The 1,107-nt window shown below is 53.2% G+C and carries 1 rRNA gene; it reads right to left on the reverse strand.

Annotation, left to right across the window (positions count from 1 at the left end):
- Positions 1-1,107, reverse strand: a 23S ribosomal RNA gene (locus ACFSW5_RS26120); the annotation flags it as partial.

Here is a 1,107-nt window from a genome sequence, read left to right on the forward strand (position 1 = left end):
ACTGCTTGGACGAGCTAATCCATCAGCTCGCGTCACTACCCTTCTGCGTCACCCCATCGCTCATAGCGGCTTACGGTGGTACAGGAATATCAACCTGTTGTCCTTCGACTACGCCTTTCGGCCTCGCCTTAGGTCCCGACTTACCCTGAGCGGACGAACCTTCCTCAGGAACCCTTAGGCTTTCGGCGGACAAGATTCTCACTTGTCTTTTCGTTACTCATACCGGCATTCTCACTTGAATGCAGTCCACCAGTCCTTCCGGTCTGACTTCAACCCGCATTCAACGCTCCCCTACCCCTGACACTTCGTAAGAAGTGTAAGCCATAGCTTCGGTGGTGTGTTTAGCCCCGTTACATTTTCGGCGCAGAGTCACTCGACCAGTGAGCTATTACGCACTCTTTAAATGGTGGCTGCTTCTAAGCCAACATCCTGGTTGTCTGTGCAACTCCACATCCTTTCCCACTTAACACACACTTGGGGACCTTAGCTGATGATCTGGGCTGTTTCCCTTTTGACAATGGATCTTAGCACTCACTGTCTGACTCCCGGATAACACATCTGCGGCATTCGGAGTTTGACTAGACTTGGTAACCCTTGGCGGGCCCCGCACCCAATCAGTGCTCTACCTCCGCGATGCTCTTCTCCGAGGCTAGCCCTAAAGCTATTTCGGGGAGAACCAGCTATCTCCGAGTTCGATTGGAATTTCTCCGCTACCCCCACCTCATCCCCGAATTTTTCAACATTCGTGGGTTCGGGCCTCCAGTGCGTGTTACCGCACCTTCACCCTGGACAGGGGTAGATCACACGGTTTCGGGTCTACGACCACATACTTATTCGCCCTATTCAGACTCGCTTTCGCTGCGGCTCCGCCTTCCCGGCTTAACCTTGCATGGGATCGTAACTCGCCGGTTCATTCTACAAAAGGCACGCCATCACCCTGTTGACGAACAAGTTCGCAACATAGGGCTCTGACTTCTTGTAAGCGCACGGTTTCAGGTTCTTTTTCACTCCGCTCCCGCGGTGCTTTTCACCTTTCCCTCACGGTACTGCTTCACTATCGGTCACTAGGGAGTATTTAGCCTTGGCAGATGGTCCTGCCGGATTCCC

The organism is Paenibacillus thailandensis, assembly GCF_042685365.1.
Lineage (GTDB): Bacteria > Bacillota > Bacilli > Paenibacillales > Paenibacillaceae > Paenibacillus_AP > Paenibacillus_AP thailandensis.